We start from the raw sequence: 21,338 nt of genomic DNA, 5'->3' as shown, positions 1-21,338 counted from the left end.
CTTAGTTAGATTCCCATGGTGCTTTGGTGTGAGCCCATACTGGGGAGTTCAACGCCAAATCCATGTCTTTTGCAAAAATTGCAAAGGCATCGTATCCATGATACGGACCACTATAATCCCAAGAGTGCATTTGTCTAAATGGCAAGCCCATTTTTTGGAAGACATACTTCTCTTTAACACCGCTGGCTACTAAGTCTGGTTTGAGTCTTTTAACGAATTGCTCTAATTCATATTCGTTGGTATCATCGTAAATCAATGTTGTACCATTTAACTCATCTTTGGTTCGTTTGTAGTCATCACCGTGACCAAACTCGTAACCTGTACCAATAATTTTCATTCCTAAATCTTCGTAAGCACCGATAACGTGACGAGGGCGTAAACCACCAACGTAAAGCATTACGGTTTTGCCTTCTAACTTTGGTTTGTATTTTGCGATGACTTTATCGGTCATTGCAGTATATTTAGCAATCACTTCTTCTGTTTTTGCTTGGATACTCTCATCAAAGAATGCCGCAATTTTGCGTAAGCTTTCTGTTGTTTTGCTTGGTCCAAAGAAGTTATATTCCATCCAAGGCACACCAAATTCTTGCTCCATATGACGAACAACGTAGTTCATACTTCGGTAGCAGTGAAGAAGGTTGATTTTCGCTTTTGGAGCAATCGTCAATTCTTTATAGGTTGCATCACCACTCCATTGAGCGATAACACGAAGACCCATCTCTTCTAGTAAAATTCTTGAACTCCATGCATCTCCACCGATGTTATAGTCACCAATGATAGCGACATCATAGGGAGTTGATTCAAAATCTTTTTTATAAGAGTTATCAGGTAAGACCTCATCACGGATCATATCGTTCGCGATATGGTGACCTAGACTTTGAGAAACACCACGGAAGCCTTCACATGAAACAGCAATGGTAGGTTTGCCTGACTCTTTTTTATAGGCTTTAGCAACAGCTTGGATATCATCACCAATCAAACCGATTGGGCACTCACTTTGTACGGAAATACCGTTGTTAAGTGGGAAAAGCGTATCAATCTCAGCGAGTGCCGCTTTGAGTTTTTTATCGCCACCAAATACGATATCTTTTTCGTTGTAATCGGTTGAGAAGTTCATCGTTACATAGGTATCAACACCTGTTGTTCCGATGTAATAGTTTCTTCTACCTGCACGGCTGTATTGACCGCATCCGATAGGTCCATGGCTGATATGAATCATATCTTTCACAGGACCCCAAACAACGCCCTTACTTCCAGCGTACGCACAGCCTCGCTGAGACATAACACCTGGAACAGTTTGCTTATTGCTCTTCGTCGCGTCACAAGCACCTTTTACACCATCAGGCATATCAACACCAAGGTGTTTTTCCCTACTTTTTTTTGCCTTTTCAGGATAAGCTTCAAGCACTTCCGCGATTGCGGCTTGTTGCTGGCTTAGCAATGTTTCTGTTGTCATGGCTCTTTCCTTAATTTTTTGTAGCGCGATTAAGCAACTTTTACTCTGTAAAGAAGCATATCGTCAAGCTTTTTGCAAACATCTGCTGTTGCAGCACCATCGACTGCTTTCGAAATTTCGCTCATTTGATACTTGTTGGTATAGAAAATCATTTTGTATTCACCTTCGATGTCTGATTTTTTGTAGTAATCAGCCAATGCGGTGAAAAGGAATGATCCTTTTTCAACTCTTAAGTCTTCTTGTTTAACACCATCACGGTTTTCACTGATAAGAACTGCGTAACTAACATCTGAAAGATCGCCAACTTCTGCTGTGACTCTTTCGATAACTTGTTCATGACTAATTTTATTTCCCATTGTTGCTGGAAAGTGGTATCCGCAAATAAACATTGTGTGCTCCTTATGTATCTATAGTTAATTAAGCTGTTGCTTTTTTGCCGATAGCATCTGCTTCGACTTCTTCTTCCAAACCGTACTCCATCAATAACGCTTCAAGGTCATCCATTTCCAATGGTTTAGGAATAACTTTAAGGTCATTGTGAATGATTTTACGAGCAAGCTCTTTGTACTCAAACGCTTGGTCTGTTTTATCCGCAAACTCAACAACCGTCATACGGCGAAGCTCTGCACGTTGTACGTGGTTACTTCTTGGTACGAAGTGAATGAGTTGTGTTCCGATTTGTTCAGCCAAGTGTTTTGCAAGATCGTATTCACGGTCTGTCATACGAGCGTTACAAATAAGACCTGCTAGACGGACACCACCTGTATTTGCGTATTTTAAAATACCTTTAGAGATGTTGTTAGCCGCATACATAGCCATCATTTCACCTGACATAACGATGTAGATTTCTTGTGCTTTACCTTCACGAATTGGCATCGCAAATCCACCACAAACAACGTCACCGAGTACGTCGTAAGAGACGAAATCTAAATCTTGGTCATAAGCACCCTCTTCCTCAAGGAAGTTAATCGCTGTAATAACACCACGACCTGCACAACCAACGCCTGGTTCTGGTCCACCTGATTCTGCACACATGATAAAACCATCTGTAATATCTGTGTTATCTGGGTCAAACTCAGCCGCGCCTGGTTTACATACATCTTCAAGCTCTAAGTCTTCAACCGTACCTGCTTCACTTGCTAGTTGCATAATGGTACATTGTGCTTTTTCATGCAAGATAAGTCGTGTTGAGTCCGCTTTAGGGTCACATCCAACGATAAGGATTTTTTTACCGAAGTAGTGTGCCATTGCAGCCAGTGTATTTTGTGAAGTGGTAGATTTACCAATTCCGCCTTTGCCATAAAAAGCAATTTGTCGAAGCTCTGCCATTTTGTTCTCCTTGTGTGAGTTTTATTTCACAACACACTTTTGCATATAGTGTTCCATAGAAAAATATTTTGGAAAAAAAATTCAAACATAAAGCAAAATATTTACATGTAAAGTGTCAATATTCCTAAGTGAGTGTTTGGTTATAATCAACCGCTATATAATATGGAAAAGGAGAAAAGATGCAAGCACTTTTTGAGCATTATAAAACGATCATTCTATTTTTACATATCGTCTCAGCCGTAATTTGGGTGGGTGGAATGGTCGCTATCAAATTTGCTGTTCATCCCGTACTTCAAAGTATTGAAGAGCCAAAAATAAAGCTTGGAAAAACATTACACATCGTAGGTCGGTTGTTTAACCTTGTCATGCCTTTTATTGTCTTGATTGTCCTTTGCGGGTTTATCATCTTAAAAGGAACAGGCTTATCAGGAGCGGTGGTTCATATCAAAGAGACTCTTTGGACAATTATGACGCTCAATTATGTGTACATGTACATCAAGCGCACACACGCACAAACGCTTTTTGAACAAGGCAACTTTGCAGGCGCCAAAGAACACGTACGCTTGCTCCCTACGGTTTTACTGCCTCTGAATATTGTTTTGGGAATTGTCGCCATCTTCTTGGGGGTTATGCTCAGAGGTTAAGATGTTTTTTTATAAAATATCCTTTCCAAAAAATATACAAAGAATCCAAATGAAAACAGATAGATTAAGACTCAGAGCGTTAAATCAAGAAGATAGCCAAACGTTATATGAACTTATTTTTAGTGATAAAGATGTTATCAAATATACCTTCGGGAAAGATACTATTTTAGAGCAAAACGTCTATGAGTATGTAAAACAAATAGGCTTAAAGGTTTTAGAAAACAATACGACACATGAGATAATCGGTTTAGCAGGTGTTCTGCCTTGTTCTTATTTGCAAGAAGATGACTATGAATTTGGTTTTATCTTGGCAAAAAAATTTTGGGGACAAGGATATGCCAGCGAAATCGGCAAAGCCCAAATAGAATCAATCAAAAATGCTTTGCTCAAAAACAGAGCCGTCGCAACCGTTTATCCTGAAAACGTTGCCTCTATAAAATGCATAGAAAAACTTGGACTCAAATACGAAAAAACTATTTTGACAGAGAGAGGAGAAAGGCTAGTTTATCTGTTGAATTTTAAGTAGCTTTTTTTACTTCAATAAGCCATTAAAAGAGTCAAAGGAAATAGGCTATTTTTTAAATTTTTCACTTTACATGTAAAGGTTTTAATTTAAAGTATCTCCCCTTTTTGCCCTTTTATAGTTTATCTTAGAAAACACCCCTCAGTGCCCTATATTATGGACGAATAAAATCATTGACTTTGAATCAATTTTTATCTAGAATAGATTAACTAATTGCATATTTTTATATACAATTAACAACAAAGGGGGTGCGTGATGATATTTAAGTCAATTCAAACTAAGATTGTTGTAATAGCTGGGCTTTGCCTGATTTCAGCCGTTATCCTATTGGTGGGGTATGGGTTGTATTCATCTAAAAGCACACAAGATGCGGTTTCTAAGGAGGTTTCCTCTTTGCTGACTGAGCTCAACATGGAGAGACTGCAAAATTTAGCCGGCGAGCAAAGTGGTACCATTCAGGCTGAATTGGCGTTGGCTTTGGATGCTGCACGTACCATGGCTAACACCTTTGAAGTGAGTAAATTTAAATCTAAAGATGGTAAAGGTGCTCTGGACATTGGCCGCGATCAGCTCAATGCTATACTTCTTAATGTATTAAAACGTAACACAAGTTTTAATGGTACCTACTCCTGTTGGGAGCCAAATGCAATCGATGGGGCTGATGAGAACTTCCGTGTAAACAAAGACGGTAACAATCCAACTACCGGACGCTTTACCCCCTATTGGACGCGTGATGATAAAGGCAATATTGCCGTTCAACCTTTAGTAGAGTACGACACCTACGACAAACATCCTAACGGTGTTCTAAAAGGTGGCTGGTACATTACCCCTCGTGAGCAGAATAAAGAAAGTGTGCTTGGACCTTTACCCTATATCGTACAAGGTAAGCAAGTATTTCTCGCAACGATGTCTGTGCCTATTAACGTCAATGGTAAATTCTATGGTGTTGCAGGGGCGGATTATAACTTAGATTTTGTTCAGAAAATTGCCAAAAAAGTTGATGCGGAGTTGTTTGAAGCTCATGGACAGGTATCCATCATTGCTGACAATGGTCTGTTGGTAGCCCAAAGCGAAAATCCTTCTATGATCGGGGGTCATTTTAAACAAGTGATGCCTAAAGGTTGGGAAAAGATTTATGAAGCTATTCAAGCAGGTAAGGCGTTAGTTCGTATCAACGATGATAGTGGAATGATAGAAGCAGTTGCTCCAATCAAGCTTGGACAGACGGGTAAACCTTGGGCGGTTCTGATTCAAGTACCACGGGAAATTATATTGGCTAAAGCTTTGGTGCTTGATAAAGATATGAGCGATCGACTTTACAGTAATGCTTTATTGCAAATTGTCGTTGGTGTTATCGTTGCTTTACTGGCTATTATTGCAATCTATTTTCTTACCACCAGTATTATTGCCAAACCTCTTTTAAACCTTAAAGAAACTGCCCATGATTTGGCAACAGGTGATGGTGATTTAACCAAAAAATTAGCTATTAAAAATCAAGATGAAATTGGTGATGCTTCCCATGAGATTAACCAATTTATCGATAAAGTTCACTCAACCATCAAATTAGCAAAAGACACCAGTTCTGAAAATGCATCGATTGCGCATGAGCTCTCTGCGACAACCCTGCAAGTGGGCAAACGCGTGGAAGACTCTTCAAGCATCATTTCTCAAGCCACACACATGTCAAGCGAGACCAAACAAGAAATTGTCTCTTCCGTCAATGAAGCAAAAGCTTCAAAAGAAGAGATAGTTAAGGCAAATAATGAACTCCAAAGTGCTCGTAAGTTCCTTCAAAAACTAGGACAGCGTGTTCAAGAGAGCGCGCAAACAGAGCAAGAACTTGCACAAAAAATCCAACAACTTAACTCTGATGCCGACCAAGTTAAAAATGTTCTTACCGTCATCGGCGATATTGCTGATCAAACAAACCTTTTAGCACTCAATGCTGCCATCGAAGCTGCACGTGCAGGAGAGCATGGAAGAGGCTTTGCAGTCGTTGCCGATGAAGTACGCACCTTAGCAGAGCGCACCCAAAAAAGTTTAGTTGAAATCAACGCAACCATTAATGTCATTGTTCAAGCTATCACGGACAGCTCAGAGAGAATGAATGTTAATTCAGCACAAATCCAAGAATTAAACACGCTCGCGGGGGATGTAGAAAGCAAACTGGATAACACTGTTTCTATGATGAATGTTGCAACCAAACTCAATGAAAAAACGGTCAATGACTACATTCAAACAGGTGAAAAAATCGATACCATTGTTTCCAAAATCGAAGAGATCAATACGTTAGCAACGCAAAATACCAGAAGTGTGGAAGAAATCGCAGGGGCGAGTGAGCACCTCAATGAACTCACCACACAACTCAACGCCATCCTCAATAAATTCAGAACATAAGTTAAAGCCCTATTTTAGGGCTTTAATCACTTGGTTTTCGAGTGTTTACGAGGGGCAGGGCTAAATTTTTAGTCTTGGCAGAAAAATCACTTTTTAGAGTAAAGGATTAAAGGGGACAGGATTAAAGTAGCCTGTCCCCTTTTTTCCCTTTTTTCTGCTTTATTCAGCACTTAGGCGGGATATTTTTGAATAAATGGCTTCTAGCATTAGTACTTTCTTAATACCATAATGTAGTTCCCTATGACAATTTGGACATACTGCTATTGCATTATTAATAGTATCAGAACCCCCATCTGCCAATCTTCGTAAATGGTGGACTTCTAAAAAAAGGCTACCATCTTCTTTCTCAAATGGCGCATTACAATTGCAATTTTCACAAACACCATTGGCTTGATTTAAAATCCAAGCAACTACCTGAGGGTCACGATCATATTGGGTAGATTCTGTAGTTGATTTACCAGGATTTTTATTACCCTTCGGTTGAACTTGGTTTTCCTGCTTCCTTAAGCTTCTAACTGTTGATTCAAATTTAGCAATGGAATTTGTTTTTTGACCTTCAATTTTATTAATTAATGCTTCTAATTCTCCAACAATCCTTGAACCAACATTCTTTGCAGGTTTAAGACCAGACACCCAGCTTCTTCCCATAAGCGAATAGACATATGAAATATTTTGCATACGATAATCGTAAGATTTTTCACTTCTTCTAAATTGTTTTGCTAAAGCAGTATAGTATGCCTTTTTTGTGTACTTTACTCCATCCAGCTCTTTTTGTCGCATATCAACATACGCGATAACTGCTGCTTCAAGTTCAGCAGTTGTCCAGTTATCATTGTGATCATTTATGGTTGTACTATGTTTAAAAAGATCTTTTTGAAGTTTTTCTAGATTCATATACTTAATCGGATTTGCTTCTCCTCTTGTATAATATTGAGATACATCTTGCCCAATAAAATGTTGCATGTCGTCTGCAACTTTGCCTGTAAATTCAAGTCTAGTATTTAGTTTTGGATCATCCATATTGATTGTTCTTGTTTTGTATTTTGTTGTATTGGCATTATGCCATTTGTCAATTTTATATACACATTTTATAATTTCGTCATGTATTGCAAATGCATATTGCAAATCCTTGATTCTGTTTTTACTAATTCTCCAAATTCCACGAAATCCATCGTATAGTGTATCTTGACTTATATCATCAAATTTCGCTTCATTTAAATCCACATATGCCTTAATGAATACTACATTTTCCATCTCATATCCTTAATAGATAACTCTTTATTCAACTGAATTTAGATTTCAAAAATAAAGGGCTTGACTTTCAACTTTTTCTAATCCAATTTTATACAACCTCTAACACCCATCAAAAAATAATATCGCTTTCATTTTTAAAAGCAAACTATATCTTTTCCAAATCTTTACATGTAAAAGCATTTTTGCTTACTTATTGCACAGATGGCTAAGAAACCTTTTGATACAATGTCGTATTATTTTTTTTGGAGTCTGTAATGAGCAGTATTGTTTTTTTAAACGGAGATTTTTGTAAAGAGGAAGATGCGAAAGTATCTATTTTTGACCGTGGGTATCTTTTTGGCGATGGTATCTACGAAGTGGTACCTGTTATTAATGGCAAAGTAATCGACAAAGAGCCTTTCTTTGAACGTTTCAATAGCAGTATGAGCAAGATTGGTCTTAAAGCACCTTTTTGCAAAGAAGAAATCAACACCATCCTAGACACGTTGATCGCTAAAAACGACCTTGTTGAAGGTGGTATCTACATGCAAGTAACACGCGGTGTGGCACCTCGTGAATTTTATTTCCCTGAAAATACCCCAACCACATTTATGGCATTTACCTTTAAAAAAGAGATTATCAACCATCCTTTGGCTGAAAAAGGTATCAAAGTTCTTAGTTGTACCGACATTAGATGGAAGCGCCGTGACATCAAGTCTATCTCACTCTTGGGTCAAGTTTTAGCGAAAGAAGAAGTCCACCAAAAAGGTGCCTTTGAAGGTTGGATGGTTGAAGACGGTTATGTGACTGAGGGAACATCATCGGCTGCGTTTATCGTGAAAGACGGTGTTATCATCACACGTCCACTTTCTAATTCTATTTTGCCAAGTATTCGCAGAAAACTTCTCATGGAATACACAAAAGAGAACAACATCAAAGTGGAAGAGCGTCTTTTTACGATTGAAGAAGCATTGAAAGCAGATGAAGCGTTTATGGCAAGTGCAACGGTATTTGTTCTTCCGATTATCGAGATTGACGGTAAGCCTATCGGCAGTGGAAAACCAGGTCCAATGGTTAAAAAACTTCGCGCACTTTACGTTGAAGCAGCGCTCAAAGAAGCCAATGCCTAAATAACCAAAGAGGCTTTACATGTAAAGCCTCTTTCTACTTTTGACACATTTGCTCCATCAACTTCACACTGAGTAAATCCAACGCTTCTCCTCGTTCACACAATTTTTCTATCAATATTTCCCTGCGTTCTTGCGTTAGATTTTGTCCGACTTTCAGTTTTAAAGAGAGGGACTTTGGACGAAGCTGAACAATGCCAATCGTTTCTATGGCTTTTTTATACATAGGACTCTTCGCATCAATCACATCATACTTTCCTTCAGGCTGTAACTTTTGCATCAGCGCATTGAGGATGTTGCACTTTTGGGATGCATCGTCTATACACTCCACATGACCTGAAAAATGCGCAGAGAGAAACAGTTGCGTGGCAGGACAAGCAGAGCGGGTATTGCTAAAATACGAAGGAATTAAAGACAGAGGTTTTACGACACTAAAACTTGCGTTTGTATTTTTTGCCATTGCGTCCATCTTACGTCCTTCTTTTGAACCATGAAAGCAGATGCATCCATCGTGCCAAACAAAATTAAGCGGTACGCTGTAAGGTTCATCGCCGTCAATCAAACACAGCGTTCCATACTCACAGCTCGATAAAAGTTCTTCTAAGAGTTTTGGGTCGTTTACTTCAAATTCTGCTCGTCGCATACTCTCTCCTAAACCGTTTGAGTTGTTTCTGTAAGGTCGATTTCCAACACTGCTCTTGCCCACGGGTAGGTCTCTTTCATAGAAGCATACGCATCACCTTTTTGGATTATACGCGCATTGCCACGAAGTAAAAACCCTGTACCCATATGATGCAGCCCTTCAACCTCTTTACTGCCCACTGTTACCAAAACTCTATTATCACGTGTTAATGCCTCTTCGATACTGTGCATGCCACCCACAGGAATGATGAGGCTCTTCGTGGTAAGACGCACATACGAGTGCCATGTGTTTACCACGCAAGGAAAGTCTTTGCCTTGAGCGACAATGGCAACAACGCCCTCTTTTTGCATCACTTGTTTGAGTGTATCTGAAATCATACGAATTCCTTTTGATTTAATTTGTGGTATTATAATCCCAAACTGTACTGGTTACAAGAGCCAGTTTGTTAAAAATTTTAGGGGACAGTTATGTATGTGTTAGACAAAGAAAGCAATAAGCCGCTCTATTTGCAACTCTATGAAGCCATGAAACAAGAGATTGTAACGACGCTAAAATATGGCGATAAACTTCCCTCAATTAGAAACGTCGCTTCGCAATATTCCATTAGTAAAAACACTGTTGAGTTGGCGTACAAACAACTTTACACAGAAGGCTATATCGAAAGTGCGCCTCAAAGTGGGTATTTTGTTGCGGATATGCCTTTAGAACAAGACCCGCCAATCAAAACAATCTATATGCTCAACACAAAAACATCACCTTCGATACGTTATGATTTTATTCCCGCAAGACTGACACCTGATGCGTTTCCCTTAAAACTCTGGAAGCGGCTTTTTATCAAAGCGATGGGAGAGGAGCTTGATTTTGGAGCATACGGCGATAGACAAGGTGAAATCGGACTTCGTGAAGAGATAGCACGCTATTTGATGCAATCACGTGGCGTAAACTGCGATGCTGGACATGTCATTATTTGTGGCGGTTTTGCCGATTCGATGCACATTTTAGCGACTATCTTAAAAAGACAATGTAGCCATATTGCGATTGAACATCCGGGTTTTCCTATTGTCCGTTCTCTCTTTAATGATTATGGTTATACCACGGTGCCCATTCATGTCGATCAAGATGGTTTAGTCATCGATGAGCTTGAAGCATCACCTTCAAATCTGGTTTACATCACGCCCTCGCATCAATACCCAACGGGAGTGAGTATGCCCATTCGTAACCGCATACGACTTCTGAATTGGTCAAAACAAGTAGGAGGCATCATCATTGAAGATGATTACGACAGCGAACTGCGGTATCAAAATCGCCCGATTCCCTCGCTCCAAGGCTTAGATAAGGACGATAGAGTCATTTATGTCGGAACCTTTTCCAAGTCGCTCTCCCCTGCCCTTCGTGTCAGTTATCTAGTCCTTCCGCATCGGTATATAGGTAAGTATAAAACATTATTTCTTACCCGTCACCAACGCTGTTCCGTGTCGCTTTCAACGCAAAAAACCTTGGAACTTTTTATGGCGGGCGGACACTGGGAGAGGCACTTGCGCAAAATTCGTACGCTCAATCGCAAAAAACACGACGTGATGAAAGAAACCTTGCAAAAGACGTTTGGCTCGATGATTGAAATCATCAGCGAAGGCGGAGGACTAGCTATTTTGATGCGCCCCACGCACACAATTAATTTAAATGTTTTAAGACAAAACGCTTTAGAAAAAGGCATAAAACTCTATCTTGCGAGTGATTATTACGGAAACGATTGGGAAGCTATCTGCATGGGATTTGGAGGACTGAGCGAAACAGAAATCCGCGAAGGAGTCGCACTTTTAAAAGAAGTATGGATGAACACACTAGAAAAAAAAGGTCGAAATTAGGTTCTTAACTTTTTAGATGCGAAAACTCTTACATGTAAGAGTTTAGCAAGCACTAGTACCAGACAATGAAAGCTAAGGAAAGGGTCTAAAAGTTAAAAGTTTAACCCTGACCCCTTATTTCCCTTATTTCACGGAGATAAAATAATGTATGATTTTTTAGATAAAGTACAAGAACCCTATGTATTGGAAACAGATTTAACATCTGATGAATTTTTAGAACAAATGGTTACTATTTACGGAGAAAAAATAAAAGATAGTTTTTTTATTTTGGATGGAAATCGTATGAAAGATTGGAAAAAGTTGTTTGATGAATTTCAAAATATTATGGAGTTTCCCAATTATTTTGGGCACAATTTACCTGCTTTTAGTGAATGTATGCAAGATTTACATGATTGGTTAAATGTGGATGAATATGTTTTATTTATCAAAAATGCTAACAATATTTTAATAAATGAAAAAAATAGTCAAGAAAAAATAAATATTTTATTTAGAAGCCTTAATTTTATTGGCAAAGAATTATCAGTCCCAATACAATATGAAGACCCCAATAATGTGAATAATAGAAAAGCATATCCATTTCATGTGATATTTGAAAAGGTATAGCGTTAGTCTTTAGAATAACTCCAAATTTGAAAGCATAGGGGATAAAGTTAAACTTTTAACTTTTGAGCGTTGCTATATTTACATGTAAAGAACATTAAAAAAAGAAAAATGACGAGTTATGACGGCATTTTTTACTCAAAAGCTTTTTACATGTAACGCTATGTTCAATCTAAAAGTTAAAAATTTAACTCTGAGCCTTTTTTATTCATTCTATGCAAAAAATTATTAACTTTATTAGGTTATAATTTTTACATGATTACTTTAGCTAAAAAAATGCAATACTTTGTTGATCTTATTGTCGTGCAATCTCCTTCCAAGGACGATGAAGAACTTGTGCGATTGAACCATTATGTATGGACAACGCTGTTAATATTGCCTATTGCTTTTGTCACAAGTGCCTACAATGCGCATATTCATAACTATGTTTTAGCGTTTATCATTACATTTTTTTCTGTTTATCTTCTTATCACTCTGTTTTTGATTCCTAAAACAAAAGAGACCTATCTTCTCTATCATGGTGCAAATCTCATCTTTACATTTTTACTCATCTATATGGTCTACTATTCCGATGCGGATTTTTCACGCATTTTATGGGTTTATACGTACCCGTTAAGCACGATTTTTCTCTTTGGGAACCGTGTTGGTTTTTTATGGAGCTGTTTTTTACTCGGAGTTATCATCTCTATTTTTCTCTTAGTTCCTCAAAGTCATGCTCTTTATACGCTGCCTTTTCAAATTCGCTTTGTTGTTTCCTACCTTGCCATCGCTTTTATTACCAGTTGGATTGAGTACCATCGTTCTCGTTTTCAACACGAATCCATTCAAACCCACCAAACACTTTTTTTAGAACAAATGCACCTCAAAGAGGAAATTGAAAGGCGTAAGGTGCTTGAAGAAGAGTTGAAGTATCTCGCACAGACCGATACTCTGACAGGACTCTACAACCGACGTTATTTTTTAGAACAAGCCGAACAGGAGATTGCTCGTGCCAAACGCTACAATTTTTCCATCTGTTTTGCGCTCTTAGACATTGACTATTTTAAACAAATCAACGACACGTTAGGTCATCCTGCGGGAGATTATATGCTTGAGAAGTTGGGGATGTATTGTCACAAGTCTCTCCGCGATACCGACATTTTAGGGCGCCTTGGCGGTGAAGAATTTGCGTTACTTCTTTTACATGTCAATGAAGAAGAAGCCAGAGACAAAATGGAAAAACTACGCCAAGACATTCATGCCTTAGAGATTTCGTACGAGCAGACGAACTTACGTCTTAGCGTAAGCATCGGTATAGCAATGTTCAAAAAAGAAACGCAAAATTTTGATGAGCTCTATCTGCTGGCCGATAAAAAACTCTATGAAGCCAAAACAGAAGGTCGTAACTGCGTTCGCTAGGATGCAGAATTGTTTTTGAGTTTGGCGTTTTGCGCTCGCGTGTGCCCTTTGATATCAAATCCGTAACGATTATAGCCACCGACAAAGATTTTCTGAGCAGGGTCAAACGAAGCCGAACACGCTTCTTTATCGTATAAAACATCAAAAGACTTACTTTTATCTTCTACATGTAAAAGATAGATGACGCCCTTATCGACCATTGCGATTTTTGAAAAATCCTTACACTGCTTTTTGAGGTCATCTGGCAAAGAGTGGTGTTTGTACAACTCATCTAAAATCTGCTTTGATTGCGTCGTGGTTGCGTGAAAAAAGACTTGATTGCTTTGCGCAGACACTTTGGTGACGGTCAAACTCAGCTCTTTGTGTTTAAATGTTTGTGGCAAATTTCCCTCTAAACTTTTTGCCATCAACGAAGCAAACATTTCTGGCGTTAAAGCAAAAGGCGACAATGCTTTTTCAGATTGGGCATTGAGCGTGATTCCACAAAACAACATCAAGATACATATAATTTTACATAAATTCATTGATTTTTTTCCTAAAAACTATTTGTTGTATTGTAACTTATTTTCTATTTAGAGGCGGATATATTTCAAAGTTCATGCCATTTGCACTGTTAAAAATAAAAATGTGATAAAATATCACAAATCACACAAAGAGGAAAATCTATGGCAATCAGTGACTATTTTCCAAACTTCAAACGCCTCAAAATTCAAACAGAAGACGCTACGATTAACACCCTAGTAGGTGGCAGTGGCAAAGAAGTTTTGCTTCTCTTACACGGTCATCCCGAGACCTATCTGATTTGGCGCGATATTGCGCCTACGTTAGCACAAGACTACACCGTTGTTCTAACAGATTTGCGAGGTTATGGCGATAGTTCAAAACCTAGAGGCTTAATGGACCATTCAAACTACTCAAAGCGTGTTATGGCGTTAGACCAAGTGCGTGTTATGCAACAGCTTGGATTTGAGCAGTTTCACATCATCGGGCATGACAGAGGTGCTAGAGTGTGTCATCGTTTGATGCTCGACCATCCAGAAAAAGTCAAAACCTGCACGATGATGGACATACTCCCTACGTATGACATGTACGAACAAACCAACTGCGAATTTGCAACAAAATACTGGCACTGGTTTTTTTACATTCAGCCGTTTGATTTTCCAGAGCGTTTTTTAGGAGCTGACCCCGAATATTTTATTCGCAATAATTTGCTCAAAAAAGCCAATGACCCTGCAAAAAATTTTCCAGAAGAAATCTTGCAAGAGTACATCAAACACTACGCCAATCCCGCAACCGTTCATGGCATCAGCGAAGATTATAGAGCGTCAGCAAGCATTGATTTGGAACACGATAAATGTGACCGCGATAAAACCATTACAACGCCTTTATTGGTACTTTGGGGTGCGAATGGCGTCGTAGGAAAAATCTGGAATGTTTTAGAAGGATGGCAAAAATACGCAAGCGACGTTCAAGGTTTTGGTGTTCCAAACTGCGGGCATTTTGTACCAGAAGAACAACCGCAAATCGTTTTACAAGCGCTTCAAAAATTCTTAGCCGAAAAAACAGCCTCTTAACTTTTTGAGGGCATTGTGCCCTCTTCTTCTCTAAAATCCTCTACTCCATGGCTTTATCATATGCTATTACAGTGAAAAAGGGTACAATGACGCTTTGATTTTTTATGCCAAGCATAAGTTTAAAGGAAGTGTATGCACAAAAATACATTGAGTCGTGGTCTAAAGAATAGACACGTTCAACTCATTGCATTGGGCGGTGCTATCGGAACAGGTCTTTTCTTAGGCGTTTCCACTACCGTTCAAATGACAGGACCAGCTGTTATCTTAGGATATGCGCTTGGTGGGTTTATCGCATTTATGATTATGCGACAGCTCGGCGAAATGATCGTCGAAGAGCCAGTAGCAGGCTCTTTTAGCCATTTTGCGAACAAATACTGGCACCCATTTGCGGGTTTTGCTTCAGGATGGAACTACTGGATGCTCTACGTTTTAGTGGGCATGGCAGAACTTACGGCGATTGGTACATTTATCCATTTTTGGCTCCCCAATGTTCCCACATGGGCTTCGGCGGCATTTTTCTTTGTTCTCATCAACCTGGTCAATCTTGCCAATGTACGTTTGTATGGTGAATTTGAATTTTGGTTTGCCATCATCAAAGTTATCGCCATTGTCGCGATGATAGGCTTTGGTAGTTATCTGCTTATCAGCGGAAACGGTGGACCTGACGCACATTTGAGTAACCTTTGGGCACTAGAAGGCGGATTTTTACCACACGGCATTCAAGGCTTTTTAATGGCGATGGTTTTTATCATGTTCTCTTTTGGTGGATTAGAGCTTATCGGTATCGCCGCTGCTGAAACGGATGACCCAAGCCATACGATTCCAAGAGCAACCAATCAAGTCATCTACCGAATTTTGATTTTCTACATCGGCGCACTTGTTATCTTGCTTTCACTCATGCCATGGATGAAAATGACCAAAGAGGTCACACCGTTTGTAATGGTTTTCCAAAGCATGGATGAGAAAGTCATCGCGCACATCTTAAATGCTATCGTTTTAACCGCAGCGCTTTCTGTGTACAATAGCGGTGTTTATTCCAACTCGCGTATGCTCTTTGGTTTAGCGGCACAAGGCAACGCGCCAAAGCGCTTTATGAAAACTAACAGTCGTGGCGTTCCTGTCAATGCGGTATTCTTTTCAGCACTCATTACGGGTTCATGTGTTGCTATCAACTATTTTATGCCAGAAGATGCGTTTAAATACCTGATGGCACTTGTGGTTTCGGCGTTGGTACTCAACTGGTTCATGATAAGCTTTGCGCATCTAAAATTTCGCTACGCAAAGAATAAAGAACACGTCATCACCAAATTTAAAGCACTTTGGTTCCCTGTTGGCAATTACATTTGTCTTGCTTTTTTTGTAGGAATTTTAATTGTCATGCTTTTCATCGATGGTATCCGCACATCGGTTTATCTCATTCCGATATGGCTTAGTATTCTCGCTATTGGGTACAAATTCTTACGCAAATAAATCTTTTTTATTCTTACATGTAAAACATTTTACATGTAAGAATTTCATGTTTGAATGCTCCTATTCTCCAGACTTAAGAAAAAATTTGTCATACTTTACATGTCATGAAATTATCTCATTTTATAAAGTACACGACCATGCAACAAGACACTGTTTATTTTGACCAACTTTTTCAAGCGTTAAACCACTACGCTCCTCTTTCACACGATGACTTTTTACTGTTAAAACCTTACCTTGAACTCAAAAACGTTGCTAAAAGCGAACGGCTTCAGGACAATTATACGCCAGCCCATGCGCTTTATTTTATCGCCAAAGGGCTGCTTCGTACGTATTATTTGCATGAAGACGGTACGATTTACAACAAAAATCTTTTTATGGAAAACTACTTCTCCGCCTCGGTGGTTTCGCTCTTAAACGGTGAAAACTCGTACCTATGCATCGAAGCGCTTGAGCCTAGCATCGTTATTCAAATCGACTACAAAGGGTATCGTCATCTTATCGACACGCAGGAAGCTTTCAAAAACTTCTACATTCGTTACTTAGAAGCAAACTGGGTCATCGAAAAAGAACGCAATGAGATTTCACTCATCGTCGATAACGCAAGCGTTCGCTACCAAAACTTCATTGCACGTTACCCAGACATTGAACATCGCATCTCTCAACACCATATTGCCGCGCATCTTGGCATCACGCCCACGCAACTTAGTCGTATTCGCAAAAGTCTCAACCTATGTCAATGACACCGTCTTTGAAAAATACTATGATAAGCGTAAAAAAAACAAAGGCTTATCGTGAATAAAGAGACCATGGCACATTTACTGGTGCTACTCAATACCTTTTTAGTCGCAGGTTCGTTCATCGCGTCTCAAAAAATTGCGGGGTTGATTCACCCTATTTCGCTGACGTTATTTCGTTTTATTCTGGCTTCTTTGTTGCTCAGCCCTTTTATTCTTTTCAATCTCACAAAACGACAAAAAGTGCAAAAAACATTTCCAAAAGCGATGATGATTAGCCTTTTTTATTCGCTCTATTTCATCGCTTTTTTTAAAGCACTCGAATTAACAACCGCGCTTAATACCGGCACACTCTATACGCTCGTACCGTTGGTTACGGCTATTTTGTGTATCTTTTTCTTTAAAGAGCGCATTAGCCTTTTTCAGTTAGTCGTCTATTTTTGCGGAATTTTAGGAACCATCACCGTCATTTTTAAAGGTGAGCTGACGCTGTTGCTTCATTTTTCAATCAACAGAGGCGATTATATCTTCCTAAGTGCCGTTCTTTTTATGGCAATTTACTCAATTTTGACCAAATATTTGCACCGACAAGACGATGACGTACTGGTTTTGGTTTTTATGACGCTTGTGGGTGGAAGCGTGTGGATGTTTGGGGCATTGATGTTGATGGATATACCGCTTCAATGGGAGCTTATCACAGGCAATGCACTCTTTTATATGCTCTACCTTGTCATCGGAGCAACGCTGATGACCGTCTATCTGACGCAAAAAGCTTCCATCATCATCGGTCCTAAAAAGGTGATGGCGTATGTTTATATCAGCCCGGCGAGTATCGCTCTTTTGTTGTATTTGCTCGAAGGTGCCATCATTACGTGGGATATCGGCGTCGGCATCGGTATCTCTTCTCTAGCGACGCTTCTACTCCTAGGCAATCGGGCTAATCGTTAAGCGTCACGGAGCCTTTTAAATACTCCACGCAGTTACCCGAGATAAAAATACGCTCTTCGCTCACGCGACAGTAAAGCACACCCGAACGCTCGGACGCTTGCAAAGCAATGAGCTCAGTTTTACCCAAACGCTTCGCCCAAAACGGCGCAAGTCCCGCATGAATGGAACCTGTTACGGGGTCTTCAACCCCACCATTCGCTGGCCAAAAGTAGCGCGATGCAAAGTCATACGCCATACTTGGAGCAGTCACCACCACATCAAGAGGTCCAAGGGTTTTGAGCTTTTCAAGATCAGGCACAACCTTTTTAACATCGTCCTCACTGGCATACACGGCAAAGTACGCTTGTTGGTTTTTGTGATATTCAAGTGGCGTAATGGAAAGCCCCGTTTTTAACGCTTCTGGAACTTCGCTTAGTTTCTCAGGCGCACGATTGGGGAAACTCATCTCAATCAACCCATTATCACGCAAATTCACCTCAATAGTATTCACCGCTTTCGCCCAAAAACGAATCGTACCTTTTTCACCCAGATGGTTAAAAATGACATACGCACTCGCCAACGTCGCATGCCCACAAAAGGCTATCTCAGTCAGTGGCGAAAACCAACGGATTTCATAAATTCCTTCATCATTTTTAACAAAAAAAGCCGTTTCTGAAAGATTGTTTTCAGACGCAATACTTTGCATCATGATTTCAGATAACCAACTATCAAGCGGCATAACAGCGGCTTGGTTACCTTTGAACAGTTCGTTGGTGAAAGCATCTATGATGTAGATGGGGAATTGGGAGAGTTTCATGGTTGTGTCCTATATATTTAGTAGTAAAATTTTATTATAAATTCCAGACGTGTACGGTTTTTGCATCAAATATATGTACTTTACACTTAAATTTTGATTCAATTCTTTCAATATGTTTTTGATCACTTTCTGAATAAACACCAATGTAAATACTCCACAATTTATCTGCTACTGTTTTGCCATTTTTTGCGGCAATATTGATTGCTTTTATGATATGTTCATCATATTCACCAAAATTAAAACCAAATGTAATTAATGACCCTTCAATTTTAGAAAGGCTTTCATAGCAATAGGATAAGTAATAATTGTGCAAAATATGTTCTAATTTTTGTTCACTGGTTCCAGCAGTTACAAAAACAGGATATTCTTTCTGTTCCAATCTATTTTTTATTTTTTCCATAATGTAATGTTCAGAATCATATTCTTCTTTAATAATATTCACGCCAGTATCAAATAATGGTAATGCACCATGTAAATAATAAATTGTTTGCTTTTCTTTATGTTTTCCCCAACGTAGTTCTGAATATTCTATATCATCCACATAGTCAGCATCTTCTTCTTTATCTCTTCCAAAACCATCAATTGCATTAGGTATCTTATCTCTATTTCTCATTAACACCCAATAAAGTAAAACATCATAATTTGTTGTAAAAATCTTTCCATCTTTTTCCAAATAGCTATTTAAAAATGCCGCGCAAATATCACTTTTTTCTTCAGAGATTTTAAATACATGCTCTGGGTGTAAATCTTCGATTGCATCAATTAGGCTATTCTTTAACTTAGCACTTGCTTCTTTGACTTTATTCTTTAAGGCTTCATCAGAACCAAAGATATCAACTAATTCACTAAAATTATCTAATTGTTTCATTACAAGTTCAAAGTTTTTTGTATTAATAATTTCAAAAAGTTTAGAAAGAAGGTCATTGTCGAGTTTGTCAATAAATTGGTGCAGAGCATTATACGAGAATATTTTTGCATCATACGCCATGCTAAAACCATTCCCTAAAAGTAGGTGCTTTGTTCTTTTACTTTTAGTTAAATGGGCTATAACTTCATCATAAGTTTCGAGTTTCAGCTCCATATCAATTGCTCCTTTCTTCTCTCTATTATTTTTACATGTAAACTTAATACAATTTCCCAAACAAATCCAAATGCGTCAGATACAATCTCACATCAAACTCCAACTGATGATAACTCGGCTCCATTTTTTCGCACAGGGCGTAAAAGGCTTTGTTGTGCTCTTTTTCTTTGAGATGGGCGAGTTCATGGACGCAGATCATTTTTAAAAAAGATTCGGGGGTGTTTTTAAACAGTGTTGCTACGCGGATTTCGCTTTTACTGCGAAGTCTGCCGCCGTGGTTTTTGATGGTAACGCGATGAAGCCCAAGCGCATCGTTGATGTCGCTGATTTTACCGTCGTAAAGCACTTTAGTGATGGGCTCGCTTTTGCGAAGAAACTCCGCTCTTAGTTCCATCACGTATGCGTACAGTGCTTTATCGCTTGTGATGGCGTGTGTCTTTGGGTACTTTAACAGCAAATAACGCCCTAGTTTTTCCTCTTCAACCAAGGTTTTGATTTGGCTTTTAAGATGCTCAGGGTAATGTTCTATATAGGTAAGTTGTGGCATTTAACTCTTTTTACATGTAATAATATAATGCAATTTTTCGTGCAATTTTTCAATGCTTTTTTTATCTGATTTTTTGATGCATTCACATTTGTCTTCCAATAGCTCTTGTTCTAGCAGTGCAATGATTTGTTCTAAAAAAGCACTTTTATTGGTATTGTGTTCTCTAATACGCGCTATTTGTGTGTTTTTATCTTGGACATGTCCAAACGCTGTTTGTATCGGTTTGAAACTCTTTGCAAACGCTTTTAATTGTAGCGCATCACATGTATAACGAAGCTTTTTATAGTGAAGTCTTAGCTTGTGAAATTGCTCATTGGGAGAGTCTAGGTCGATTTTTTGAGAAATTTTAGCGATTTTTTTGAAACGTTTTTCTAAAATTTTTTGAACATGAACAAACAATTTTCCCTCGGATTTTGGAAGGCACAACTTTTCATCGTGAAGCAAAGCTGCCATAGCGGTGACATCTTCTTGGTTCTCGGCGTATTTTTCACAAAACTGTGCGTATGCGACCTTTTTTTCATGCAACAGTGCTTTTTCGATACGCTTAAACTCGCTCGCACACGCTTCATCTACCTTGGTTTTATACGTCTCGATGCATTCGATAAAAACATCAATGTCGCGCATCTCATTGGTCTCTTGTTGCAAAACTTTGAGCCTATCATCCAGAACTTTTTTACGGTTTTTTTCCATAAACGTACTAAATTCTTTGCAGATAGAACGCGCCATGCGTATATTGACACGGTACTGATGCAAACTCTCCGCCTCTTTGGTTCGTAAAAAATCTTCCAGATACTGCGTGATATTGCGGATTGCTTCTAAAAGTGTTTCTTTGAGCAAATCTTTAACGCTGTGTGCTTCTAAACAAATTTTTTTTGACATAGATTTGACCTTGCAGGTTTAAAAGAAAATTGTAGTATAAAAACGCTTCATCGTATCTCCATTTGATAACAAAGCTATAACAAATGAAGATACG

22 protein-coding genes are annotated in these 21,338 nt (G+C 38.9%); 11 read left to right on the top strand and 11 right to left on the bottom strand.

What is annotated here, in order from left to right; all coding sequences use genetic code 11:
- Position 1 precedes the first annotated feature (1 nt).
- From nifD to nifH, 3 genes are read right to left on the bottom strand one after another with little or no spacing between them, the layout of a single operon-like run.
- Positions 2-1,456 carry a nitrogenase molybdenum-iron protein alpha chain gene (nifD, locus tag AC5SLP_RS04445; RefSeq protein ID WP_495253942.1) on the bottom strand — a complete coding sequence of 485 codons (1,455 nt, stop codon included), beginning with the start codon at positions 1,454-1,456 and terminating at the stop codon, positions 2-4.
- Positions 1,457-1,485: 29 nt separating this feature from the next.
- Positions 1,486-1,845, bottom strand: a complete 360-nt coding sequence (locus AC5SLP_RS04440; RefSeq protein ID WP_495253941.1) for a hypothetical protein — start codon at positions 1,843-1,845, stop codon at positions 1,486-1,488.
- 28 nt (positions 1,846-1,873) lie between these two features.
- A complete protein-coding gene (gene nifH, locus AC5SLP_RS04435; RefSeq protein ID WP_495253940.1) occupies positions 1,874-2,785 on the bottom strand; it encodes a nitrogenase iron protein in 912 nt (303 codons plus the stop codon).
- A 179-nt stretch (positions 2,786-2,964) separates the two neighbouring features.
- Between nifH and AC5SLP_RS04430 the strand changes: the two genes are divergently transcribed.
- The 3 genes from AC5SLP_RS04430 to AC5SLP_RS04420 all read left to right on the top strand — a co-directional run bounded on the left by AC5SLP_RS04430 (position 2,965) and on the right by AC5SLP_RS04420 (position 6,349).
- Entirely contained in the window at positions 2,965-3,429 is a 465-nt protein-coding gene (locus AC5SLP_RS04430; protein WP_495253939.1) for a hypothetical protein, read from the top strand.
- Between the two features lie 49 nt (positions 3,430-3,478).
- Positions 3,479-3,955: a GNAT family N-acetyltransferase gene (locus AC5SLP_RS04425; protein ID WP_495253938.1), complete on the top strand. Its 477-nt coding sequence runs from the start codon at positions 3,479-3,481 to the stop codon at positions 3,953-3,955.
- Positions 3,956-4,207: 252 nt separating this feature from the next.
- Positions 4,208-6,349 carry a methyl-accepting chemotaxis protein gene (locus AC5SLP_RS04420; RefSeq protein WP_495253937.1) on the top strand — a complete coding sequence of 714 codons (2,142 nt, stop codon included), beginning with the start codon at positions 4,208-4,210 and terminating at the stop codon, positions 6,347-6,349.
- A gap of 159 nt (positions 6,350-6,508) precedes the next feature.
- Here AC5SLP_RS04420 and AC5SLP_RS04415 read toward each other — a convergent pair whose 3' ends face one another.
- On the bottom strand, positions 6,509-7,603 hold the full coding sequence (locus AC5SLP_RS04415; protein ID WP_495253936.1) for an HNH endonuclease: 1,095 nt from the start codon (positions 7,601-7,603) through the stop codon (positions 6,509-6,511).
- Positions 7,604-7,857: 254 nt separating this feature from the next.
- Here AC5SLP_RS04415 and dat point away from each other — a divergent pair, with 254 nt between their 5' ends.
- Positions 7,858-8,712 (top strand): D-amino-acid transaminase, encoded by an 855-nt coding sequence (dat, locus tag AC5SLP_RS04410; RefSeq protein ID WP_495253935.1) that lies wholly within the window; start codon positions 7,858-7,860, stop codon positions 8,710-8,712.
- Positions 8,713-8,746: 34 nt separating this feature from the next.
- Here dat and AC5SLP_RS04405 read toward each other — a convergent pair whose 3' ends face one another.
- Both AC5SLP_RS04405 and AC5SLP_RS04400 read right to left on the bottom strand, forming a co-directional pair.
- On the bottom strand, positions 8,747-9,352 hold the full coding sequence (locus tag AC5SLP_RS04405; protein WP_495253934.1) for a pyridoxamine 5'-phosphate oxidase family protein: 606 nt from the start codon (positions 9,350-9,352) through the stop codon (positions 8,747-8,749).
- Positions 9,353-9,360: 8 nt separating this feature from the next.
- Positions 9,361-9,729: an FMN-binding protein gene (locus AC5SLP_RS04400; protein WP_495253933.1), complete on the bottom strand. Its 369-nt coding sequence runs from the start codon at positions 9,727-9,729 to the stop codon at positions 9,361-9,363.
- 90 nt (positions 9,730-9,819) lie between these two features.
- Between AC5SLP_RS04400 and pdxR the strand changes: the two genes are divergently transcribed.
- The 3 genes from pdxR to AC5SLP_RS04385 all read left to right on the top strand — a co-directional run bounded on the left by pdxR (position 9,820) and on the right by AC5SLP_RS04385 (position 13,215).
- Complete coding sequence (pdxR, locus tag AC5SLP_RS04395) at positions 9,820-11,217, top strand: MocR-like pyridoxine biosynthesis transcription factor PdxR (RefSeq protein ID WP_495253931.1); 1,398 nt, start codon at positions 9,820-9,822, stop codon at positions 11,215-11,217.
- 144 nt (positions 11,218-11,361) lie between these two features.
- A complete protein-coding gene (locus AC5SLP_RS04390; RefSeq protein ID WP_495253930.1) occupies positions 11,362-11,820 on the top strand; it encodes a barstar family protein in 459 nt (152 codons plus the stop codon).
- A 252-nt stretch (positions 11,821-12,072) separates the two neighbouring features.
- Entirely contained in the window at positions 12,073-13,215 is a 1,143-nt protein-coding gene (locus AC5SLP_RS04385) for a GGDEF domain-containing protein (RefSeq protein ID WP_495253929.1), read from the top strand.
- Here the strand turns inward: AC5SLP_RS04385 and AC5SLP_RS04380 are convergent.
- On the bottom strand, positions 13,212-13,739 hold the full coding sequence (locus AC5SLP_RS04380) for a hypothetical protein (protein ID WP_495253928.1): 528 nt from the start codon (positions 13,737-13,739) through the stop codon (positions 13,212-13,214). The genes AC5SLP_RS04385 and AC5SLP_RS04380 overlap by 4 nt on opposite strands.
- 141 nt (positions 13,740-13,880) lie before the next feature.
- On the opposite strand from AC5SLP_RS04380, the gene AC5SLP_RS04375 reads away from it, so the two are divergent.
- The 4 genes from AC5SLP_RS04375 (at position 13,881) to AC5SLP_RS04360 (ending at position 17,941) form a co-directional block, all read left to right on the top strand.
- The gene (locus AC5SLP_RS04375) at positions 13,881-14,789 is read left to right on the top strand and encodes an alpha/beta fold hydrolase (protein ID WP_495253927.1); all 909 of its coding nucleotides are present in this window, start codon (positions 13,881-13,883) and stop codon (positions 14,787-14,789) included.
- Positions 14,790-14,921: 132 nt separating this feature from the next.
- A complete protein-coding gene (locus tag AC5SLP_RS04370; RefSeq protein WP_495253926.1) occupies positions 14,922-16,259 on the top strand; it encodes an amino acid permease in 1,338 nt (445 codons plus the stop codon).
- A gap of 137 nt (positions 16,260-16,396) precedes the next feature.
- Positions 16,397-16,999 (top strand): Crp/Fnr family transcriptional regulator, encoded by a 603-nt coding sequence (locus AC5SLP_RS04365; protein WP_495253925.1) that lies wholly within the window; start codon positions 16,397-16,399, stop codon positions 16,997-16,999.
- A 51-nt stretch (positions 17,000-17,050) separates the two neighbouring features.
- Positions 17,051-17,941 (top strand): DMT family transporter, encoded by an 891-nt coding sequence (locus AC5SLP_RS04360; protein WP_495253924.1) that lies wholly within the window; start codon positions 17,051-17,053, stop codon positions 17,939-17,941.
- On the opposite strand, the gene AC5SLP_RS04355 is transcribed toward AC5SLP_RS04360, so the two are convergent.
- From AC5SLP_RS04355 to AC5SLP_RS04340, 4 genes are read right to left on the bottom strand one after another with little or no spacing between them, the layout of a single operon-like run.
- Entirely contained in the window at positions 17,931-18,737 is an 807-nt protein-coding gene (locus tag AC5SLP_RS04355; RefSeq protein ID WP_495253923.1) for a PhzF family phenazine biosynthesis protein, read from the bottom strand. The genes AC5SLP_RS04360 and AC5SLP_RS04355 overlap by 11 nt on opposite strands.
- A 34-nt stretch (positions 18,738-18,771) precedes the next feature.
- Positions 18,772-19,818 carry a DUF4917 family protein gene (locus tag AC5SLP_RS04350; RefSeq protein ID WP_495253922.1) on the bottom strand — a complete coding sequence of 349 codons (1,047 nt, stop codon included), beginning with the start codon at positions 19,816-19,818 and terminating at the stop codon, positions 18,772-18,774.
- A gap of 43 nt (positions 19,819-19,861) precedes the next feature.
- Positions 19,862-20,365 (bottom strand): M48 metallopeptidase family protein, encoded by a 504-nt coding sequence (locus AC5SLP_RS04345; RefSeq protein ID WP_495253921.1) that lies wholly within the window; start codon positions 20,363-20,365, stop codon positions 19,862-19,864.
- Positions 20,366-21,244 carry a CHAD domain-containing protein gene (locus tag AC5SLP_RS04340; protein ID WP_495253920.1) on the bottom strand — a complete coding sequence of 293 codons (879 nt, stop codon included), beginning with the start codon at positions 21,242-21,244 and terminating at the stop codon, positions 20,366-20,368. It lies immediately after the preceding gene.
- Positions 21,245-21,338 lie beyond the last annotated feature (94 nt).

The organism is Sulfurospirillum sp. E15m (genome assembly GCF_059415145.1).
Note: the sequence above shows the minus strand (reverse complement) of the source record. Positions and strands in the feature narration are given on the sequence as shown.

Bases quoted from the DNA above. Each gene is read 5' to 3' on its own strand.
- AC5SLP_RS04380 (WP_495253928.1), bottom strand. From the start codon at position 13,739: ATGAATTTATGTAAAATTATATGTATCTTGATGTTGTTTTGTGGAATC.
- AC5SLP_RS04370 (WP_495253926.1), top strand. From the start codon at position 14,922: ATGCACAAAAATACATTGAGTCGTGGTCTAAAGAATAGACACGTTCAA.
- dat (WP_495253935.1), top strand. From the start codon at position 7,858: ATGAGCAGTATTGTTTTTTTAAACGGAGATTTTTGTAAAGAGGAAGAT.
- nifH (WP_495253940.1), bottom strand. From the start codon at position 2,785: ATGGCAGAGCTTCGACAAATTGCTTTTTATGGCAAAGGCGGAATTGGT.
- AC5SLP_RS04415 (WP_495253936.1), bottom strand. From the start codon at position 7,603: ATGGAAAATGTAGTATTCATTAAGGCATATGTGGATTTAAATGAAGCG.
- AC5SLP_RS04375 (WP_495253927.1), top strand. From the start codon at position 13,881: ATGGCAATCAGTGACTATTTTCCAAACTTCAAACGCCTCAAAATTCAA.
- pdxR (WP_495253931.1), top strand. From the start codon at position 9,820: ATGTATGTGTTAGACAAAGAAAGCAATAAGCCGCTCTATTTGCAACTC.
- AC5SLP_RS04365 (WP_495253925.1), top strand. From the start codon at position 16,397: ATGCAACAAGACACTGTTTATTTTGACCAACTTTTTCAAGCGTTAAAC.
- AC5SLP_RS04420 (WP_495253937.1), top strand. From the start codon at position 4,208: ATGATATTTAAGTCAATTCAAACTAAGATTGTTGTAATAGCTGGGCTT.
- AC5SLP_RS04340 (WP_495253920.1), bottom strand. From the start codon at position 21,244: ATGTCAAAAAAAATTTGTTTAGAAGCACACAGCGTTAAAGATTTGCTC.
- AC5SLP_RS04350 (WP_495253922.1), bottom strand. From the start codon at position 19,818: ATGGAGCTGAAACTCGAAACTTATGATGAAGTTATAGCCCATTTAACT.
- AC5SLP_RS04440 (WP_495253941.1), bottom strand. From the start codon at position 1,845: ATGTTTATTTGCGGATACCACTTTCCAGCAACAATGGGAAATAAAATT.
- AC5SLP_RS04400 (WP_495253933.1), bottom strand. From the start codon at position 9,729: ATGATTTCAGATACACTCAAACAAGTGATGCAAAAAGAGGGCGTTGTT.
- AC5SLP_RS04425 (WP_495253938.1), top strand. From the start codon at position 3,479: ATGAAAACAGATAGATTAAGACTCAGAGCGTTAAATCAAGAAGATAGC.
- AC5SLP_RS04385 (WP_495253929.1), top strand. From the start codon at position 12,073: ATGATTACTTTAGCTAAAAAAATGCAATACTTTGTTGATCTTATTGTC.
- AC5SLP_RS04430 (WP_495253939.1), top strand. From the start codon at position 2,965: ATGCAAGCACTTTTTGAGCATTATAAAACGATCATTCTATTTTTACAT.
- nifD (WP_495253942.1), bottom strand. From the start codon at position 1,456: ATGACAACAGAAACATTGCTAAGCCAGCAACAAGCCGCAATCGCGGAA.
- AC5SLP_RS04345 (WP_495253921.1), bottom strand. From the start codon at position 20,365: ATGCCACAACTTACCTATATAGAACATTACCCTGAGCATCTTAAAAGC.
- AC5SLP_RS04390 (WP_495253930.1), top strand. From the start codon at position 11,362: ATGTATGATTTTTTAGATAAAGTACAAGAACCCTATGTATTGGAAACA.
- AC5SLP_RS04355 (WP_495253923.1), bottom strand. From the start codon at position 18,737: ATGAAACTCTCCCAATTCCCCATCTACATCATAGATGCTTTCACCAAC.
- AC5SLP_RS04405 (WP_495253934.1), bottom strand. From the start codon at position 9,352: ATGCGACGAGCAGAATTTGAAGTAAACGACCCAAAACTCTTAGAAGAA.